This window comes from Streptomyces sp. NPDC127108, from assembly GCF_042677545.1.
Lineage (GTDB): Bacteria > Actinomycetota > Actinomycetes > Streptomycetales > Streptomycetaceae > Streptomyces.
This window is the reverse complement of the sequence record NZ_JBHXTE010000003.1, coordinates 325,985-332,256: the sequence shown is the minus strand read 5'-3', so window position 1 is coordinate 332,256 and position 6,272 is coordinate 325,985. Positions and strand designations below refer to the sequence as shown.

General features: G+C 71.8%; 5 protein-coding genes. 1 reads left to right on the top strand and 4 read right to left on the bottom strand.

Annotated elements, in window-relative coordinates; genetic code table 11:
• The first annotated feature begins 199 nt into the window (after positions 1-199).
• Complete coding sequence (locus tag ACFVHO_RS04600; RefSeq protein WP_385710062.1) at positions 200-970, top strand: SURF1 family protein; 771 nt, start codon at positions 200-202, stop codon at positions 968-970.
• An 87-nt stretch (positions 971-1,057) separates the two neighbouring features.
• Here ACFVHO_RS04600 and ACFVHO_RS04595 read toward each other — a convergent pair whose 3' ends face one another.
• The 4 genes from ACFVHO_RS04595 to ACFVHO_RS04580 form a co-directional block, all read right to left on the bottom strand.
• A complete protein-coding gene (locus ACFVHO_RS04595; protein WP_385710060.1) occupies positions 1,058-2,818 on the bottom strand; it encodes a hypothetical protein in 1,761 nt (586 codons plus the stop codon).
• Positions 2,815-3,471 (bottom strand): SigE family RNA polymerase sigma factor, encoded by a 657-nt coding sequence (locus ACFVHO_RS04590; RefSeq protein WP_380842537.1) that lies wholly within the window; start codon positions 3,469-3,471, stop codon positions 2,815-2,817. The genes ACFVHO_RS04595 and ACFVHO_RS04590 overlap by 4 nt, the downstream gene beginning before the upstream one ends.
• Positions 3,472-3,906: 435 nt before the next feature.
• On the bottom strand, positions 3,907-4,968 hold the full coding sequence (locus tag ACFVHO_RS04585) for an aspartate-semialdehyde dehydrogenase (protein ID WP_385710058.1): 1,062 nt from the start codon (positions 4,966-4,968) through the stop codon (positions 3,907-3,909).
• Positions 4,965-6,236 (bottom strand): aspartate kinase, encoded by a 1,272-nt coding sequence (locus tag ACFVHO_RS04580; protein ID WP_289947889.1) that lies wholly within the window; start codon positions 6,234-6,236, stop codon positions 4,965-4,967. The genes ACFVHO_RS04585 and ACFVHO_RS04580 overlap by 4 nt, the downstream gene beginning before the upstream one ends.
• Positions 6,237-6,272: the final 36 nt, after the last annotated feature.

Here is a 6,272-nt window from a genome sequence, read left to right as displayed (position 1 = left end):
TCCTCAAACGCCGGACGGGCTGAAATGTGCCGGGCTGTTGCTCAGCTGGTGCAAGTTCGGGCGGGTGGGTGGGAGAAAAAGCCTGTCCGGCGTTTGAGGACGAGGCGCGGAGCGCCGATCGGGGGCGGACCGTCCCACCCGTACGGGACACCCACCCCGGGCGCAGGCCCGCCGCGAGGCGCCCCGTACCGTGGGGGGTGTGTACCGGTTCCTGCTGACGCCCCGCTGGTGGGGCATCAACCTCTTCGTCGCGCTGACGATCCCCGTGTGCCTCTTCATGGGCTCCTGGCAGCTCACCCGCTTCGAGGACCGCGTACAGGACCACAAGGACGCCGAGCAGCAGGCGACGACGGACACGGGCGCCGCCCGGCCGCTGGCCTCGCTGCTGCCGGTGGACAAGAGGACCTCGGGCGAGAAGGCGACGGCGACCGGCCGGTGGGGCAGGCAACTGCTCGTGCCGGACCGGGAGTTGGACGACAAGAGCGGGTACTACGTCCTGACGATGCTGCGCACCGACGGCGGCAGGTCGCTGCCGGTGGTGCGGGGCTGGCTGCCGGGGACGGCGGACGCGAAGAAGGCCCCGGCGCCGCCGAAGGGCGAGGTCACGGTCACCGGCGCGCTCCAGGCCTCGGAGAGCCCGAGCTCGAACGGCGTGACCACGGCGGGCGGGCTGCCGTCCGGCCAGGTGGGCATGATCAGCGCGGCGTCGCTGGTGAACATGGTCCCGGACGACCTGTACGACGCGTGGGTCACGCTCGACCGGGGCACGGGGCCGCTGAAGCCGGTCCCGGCGACGGCCCCGGAGGACTCGGGCCTGGACATGAAGGCCTTCCAGAACCTCGGCTACACCGGCGAGTGGTTCGTCTTCGCGGGCTTCCTGGTGTTCATGTGGTTCCGGCTGTTCCGGCGCGAGCGGGAGTTCGCGCGGGACGCCGAGCTGGGGCTCGTACCGGACGCCACGGAGGCGTGACCGGCCCCGGACGCCGCCGAGGCCTCCGCTAGCGGGGCCAAAGGGCCCGAAGGATCTCGCGGCACGTGTCACCACGCCACGCGCGCGTCACTGCGCCGCGAGCACCCCGGTCTTGTACACGGTCCCCGCACACGCGTTGGGCACCGTCGCGCCCGCGGAGGGCGAGCCCGGCTCGGCCGTCAGGGACACGGCGACCTTGCCGTCCTCCGTGCCCTCCTCGCGGACCAGCTGCGTCGTCGTGCCGTCCGGCGCGCCGCTCTCGGAGCCGCTGCCGCCGTTGCCGCCGCCGCTGTCGCTGGGCGTGGGGTTGGGCGAGGGGTCGCCGCCGTCGGACGGACAGGTCCCCGAGGGGACGAAGGCGAACCGCACTTCGTACGAGGCGCCGGGCTTCAGGACGAGAGCACTGGACTCCTGCGCCGGGTCGGGCAGGCCGGTCGCGGCGTCGCCCGCCGTGTGGTCGACGACGTTGACGTTCGACTGGTCGGCGGCGCCCAGGGCGGCGGCGTTGACGCTGCCGGCCGAGTTCACGGTGCAGCTGTTGCCGGAGGTGTTGGAGATCCGGAAGGTGCCGTAGACCGTGCCGTTGGCCTCGGCGGGGGCGACGGAGCCCGTGGCGCCGAGCTGGGCGGCGTCGCAGCTGGGCGAGGACACGGCGTCCGTGTCGTCGTCCGTCGGGTCGGGGCCACCGGTGGCGCCGCCCTGCTTGCCGTCCTTGTCCTTGCCGTCCTTGCCCTTCCCCTCCTTGTCCTTCTCTTCCTTCTTGTCCTTCTTGTCTTCCTTGTCCTTGACCTTGTCGCCCTTGCCGTGCTCACCGCGGTCCTTGCTGCCGCCGGTGTCGCCCTGGCTGGGCTGGTTGCTGCCCGCGCCGATGATGGAGGGCCGCGCGTCGGAGTCGCCGCCGGAACCGGCGACGTGCACGAGGGCCGGGATGGCCGTGCCGACGAGGAGCGCCGCGGCCGCCATGCCGACGAGGGCCTGGCGCTTGCGGGCGCGGCGCGCGGGCACCGCGTGCCGCAGCCGCTCCAGGGCGGCGTCGCCCGGCTGGATCTCCTGGACGGCCTGCTGGAGCAGGCGCCGCAGCGCGAGTTCGTCGCCGTGCAGACCGTCGGGGTCGTTGGCGTCGTCGGGGTCGTGGGAGTCGTCGCCGCCGAACGGGCCGCCACCGAAGGGGCCGCCGCCGGAGCCACCGGAGCCGGAGCCGCCGCCCGGGCCCGTCCCGCGCGGACCGCCGCCCGAGCCTCCGGCCGCGCCACTGCCCTGGGCGCTGCCGCCCGGGCCGCCGCCGCGGGCGGGGCCGTCGCTCGACGCGCCCTCCTGCGGGCCGTCGCCGGATTCGCTCACGATCAGGCCGAGTACACCGAGTCCGCGGTCGGGGCGGCCCTTGCCGCTCGGCCCGTGCTTCACAGTTCCGTTCCCAGCGTCTTGCCCGCGGGCGCGCCCGGCGTCCCGCTCTTCGTACATGTCCCGCTCGTCCAGCGCGCTCGGCTTCTCCAGCGAGCTCCGCGCGCCCGGCTCGGCCGGGGCGCCGCGCGTACTCGGCTTGGTCAGCGAGCTCCGCTTGTCCAGCGTGCTCTGCTTCTTGTCCAGCGTGCTCTGCTTCTTGTCCCGCGCGCCAGCCCTGTCCAAGGCCCCGCGCTTGTCCGGGGTCCCGCGCCGGTCCGTCAAACCACGCTTGTCCGAAGCACCGCGCTTGTCCGACGCACCGCGCTTGTCCGACGCACCGCGCTTCTCCGGCGCGTCCCGCGTCCTCCGCTTCTCGCGCACGTCCCCGCGCGCGAGCACGTCCCGCTCCTCGGGCGCGCCGCCCTCGGCCGCCGTGCCCTTGCCCTGGTGTCCCCTGTCCGTCATGCCGGGGCCTCCATGGCGACGCGCAGGGCGGCGATGCCCCGCGAGCCGTACGCCTTGACCGAGCCGAGGGATATCCCGAGGGTCTCGGCGACCTGGGCCTCGGTCATGTCGGCGAAGTACCGCAGGACGAGGACCTCGCGCTGGCGGCGCTGCAGGCCGCGCATGGCCTTGATGAGTTCGTCGCGCTCCAGGAGGTCGTACGCGCCCTCTTCGGCGCTCGCCATGTCCGGCATCGGCTTGGTGAGCAGCTTCAGGCCGAGGATGCGGCGGCGCAGCGCGGACCGGGAGAGGTTGACGACGGTCTGGCGGAGGTAGGCGAGGGTCTTCTCGGGGTCGCGCACGCGCTTGCGCGCGGAGTGCACGCGGATGAACGCCTCCTGCACGACGTCCTCGCAGGAGGCGGTGTCGTCCAGGAGCAGCGCCGCGAGGCCGAGCAGCGACCTGTAGTGGGCGCGGTAGGTCTCGGTGAGATGGTCGACGGTGGTGCCCGCGGTCACGCTCAACTCATCGCCCTCGCGCTGAGTCGGGATGCGGGCGGGCCGCGCTGCGGGCATGGGGGCGATCACCGGCATGCCGCCGGGTACGCGCGGGCGCCGGGGCGGTCGCAAGGCCACCGCGCCGCTCGCTGCTGTGAAGTCCAGTACCTCTGCCACGCCTGTTTGACACGCTTCCCCCCATCAGGGTTGTACGCGTCGGGTGTGGCGTTCCGCATCGCCTGCCCGGTGCAGGCCGCAGGCGCCGCGGTCGCGGCGTGCGCCGCGGCTGCGGGAACCGCTCGCGACGATGCATCAAAAGCCCCCATGCGTACCAGCTCTTCCCCTATGCCCCATATTCTTTTTCGCAGCACTTCAGGCCGCCCACTGGAGGGCGACGGCGAAGACGCGCGCCACGCCGTCGCGGTTGCACGACGCGGAAGCCGAATCTTCGAACGCGGAGACGCCCCAGTTCAAGCGGTCTGGACCATCGGATTGAACACAGAACTTACACAGTTCCTACAGGGCGTTCCGCTCCGGGCGGCCCTTACGACGACGGAAGCGACGCCTCCGCTGCTCCGGGGACGACGACTCCTCCGCCCCGTGCCGCTCCCCTCAGCCGCCGCCTGTGAACTCGCCCGCGATCAGCTCCGCGATCTGCGTGGTGTTCAGGGCCGCGCCCTTGCGCAAGTTGTCCCCGCACACGAAGAGTTCGAGCGCCGTCGGGTCGTCGAGGGCGCGGCGCAGCCGTCCGACCCACGTCGGGTCGGTGCCCGTGGCGTCGGCGGGGGTCGGGAACTCACCGGCGGCGGGGTCGTCGAACAGCACGACCCCCGGCGCGGTCGCCAGGATCTCGCGGGCGTGCGCCACGGTCACCTCGTCCTCGAAGCGCGCGTGCACCGTCACCGAGTGGGTGGTGACGACGGGGACGCGGACACAGGTGACGGCGACCTTCAGGTCGGGCAGGCCGAGGATCTTGCGGGACTCGTCGCGCACCTTCATCTCCTCCGAGGACCAGCCGTCCTCGCGGAGCGCGCCGACCCACGGCACGACGTTCAGCGCGACGGGCTCGGGGAAGGGCCCGGTGTCGTCGCCCACGGCCCGGCGGACGTCACCGGGGCCGGTGCCGAGCTCCGAGCCCGCGACGAGCCTCAGCTGCCGCCGCAGGGTGTCGATGCCGTCCTTCCCGGCCCCGCTCACCGCCTGGTACGAGGAGACGATCAGCTCGCGCAGGCCGAACTCGGCGTGCAGGGCGCCGAGGGCGACGATCATCGACAGGGTGGTGCAGTTGGGGTTGGCCACGATGCCCCGGGGCCGGAGCCGGGCCGCGTGCGGATTGACCTCGGGCACGACCAGCGGGACGTCCGGGTCCATCCGGAAGGCGGCGGAGTTGTCGACGACCACGACGCCGCGCGACGCGGCGATGGGCGCCCACTGCTCGGCCACGTCGACGGGGACGTCGAACATGGCGACGTCCACGCCGTCGAAGACGTCCTCGCTCAGCGCGAGGACCTCGACCTCCGCACCGCGCACGGCCAGCTTGCGGCCGGCCGAGCGCGGTGAGGCGACGAGTCGGATCTCGCCCCAGATGTCGGCGTGCTGCGACAGGATCTGGAGCATCACCGTGCCGACGGCCCCGGTCGCTCCGACGACCGCGAGCGTCGGCTTGCGGTTCATCGCCCGGTGCCCCCATAGACCACGGCCTCGTCGGAGTCCGAGTCGAGGCCGAAGGCGGTGTGCACGGCGCGCACGGCCTCGTTCACGTCGTCGGCGCGGGTGACCACGGAGATGCGGATCTCGGACGTCGAGATCAGCTCGATGTTCACGCCCGCGTCGCTCAGCGCCTCGAAGAAGGTCGCCGTGACTCCGGGGTTGGTCTTCATGCCGGCGCCGACGAGCGAGATCTTCGCGATCTGGTCGTCGTAGCGCAGGGAGTCGAAGCCGACCTGGGCCCGGGTCTTCTCCAGCGCGTCGATGGCCTTGCGGCCCTCGGTCTTCGGCAGCGTGAAGGAGATGTCGGTCAGGCCCGTCGAGGCGGCCGAGACGTTCTGCACGACCATGTCGATGTTGACCTCGGCGTCGGCGATCGCCCGGAAGATCGACGCGGCCTCGCCCGGCTTGTCCGGGACGCCCACGACCGTGATCTTGGCCTCGGACGTGTCGTGCGCGACACCGGAGATGATGGCCTGCTCCACCTTGCGGTCCCCTTGCGGTTCGTTGCTGACCCAGGTGCCCTGCAGTCCGCTGAAGGACGAGCGCACGTGGATCGGGATGTTGTATCGGCGGGCGTACTCCACACAGCGGTGGAGCAGCACCTTGGACCCGGAGCTGGCGAGCTCCAGCATGTCCTCGAACGAGATCCACTCGATCTTCCGCGCCTTCTTCACGACGCGCGGGTCGGCGGTGAACACACCGTCGACGTCCGTGTAGATCTCGCAGACCTCCGCGTCGAGCGCGGCGGCGAGGGCGACAGCGGTGGTGTCGGAACCGCCGCGGCCCAGCGTGGTGATGTTCTTGCCCTCCTGGCTGACGCCCTGGAACCCGGCGACGATGGCGATGTTGCCCTCGTCGATCGAGGTCCGGATGCGGCCGGGCGTGACATCGATGATGCGCGCTTTGTTGTGAACCGAGTCGGTGATGACACCGGCCTGGCTGCCCGTGAACGACTGGGCGGCGTGGCCCAGGTTTTTGATCGCCATGGCCAGCAGGGCCATGGAGATCCGCTCTCCGGCGGTCAGCAGCATGTCGAATTCGCGCCCGGCAGGGATCGGCGATACCTGCCCGGCGAGATCGATCAGCTCATCCGTCGTGTCACCCATCGCCGACACCACGACAACGACCTGGTGGCCGTTCTTCTTGGCGTCGACGATCCTCTTGGCGACCCGCTTGATGCCCTCGGCATCGGCTACGGAGGAGCCTCCGTACTTCTGCACGACAAGGCCCACGTGCGCTCCTCGCTCAGTCCGTCTCGTTCCGCATCA

Bases quoted from the DNA above. Each gene is read 5' to 3' on its own strand.
- ACFVHO_RS04585 (WP_385710058.1), bottom strand. From the start codon at position 4,968: ATGAACCGCAAGCCGACGCTCGCGGTCGTCGGAGCGACCGGGGCCGTC.
- ACFVHO_RS04595 (WP_385710060.1), bottom strand. From the start codon at position 2,818: ATGACGGACAGGGGACACCAGGGCAAGGGCACGGCGGCCGAGGGCGGC.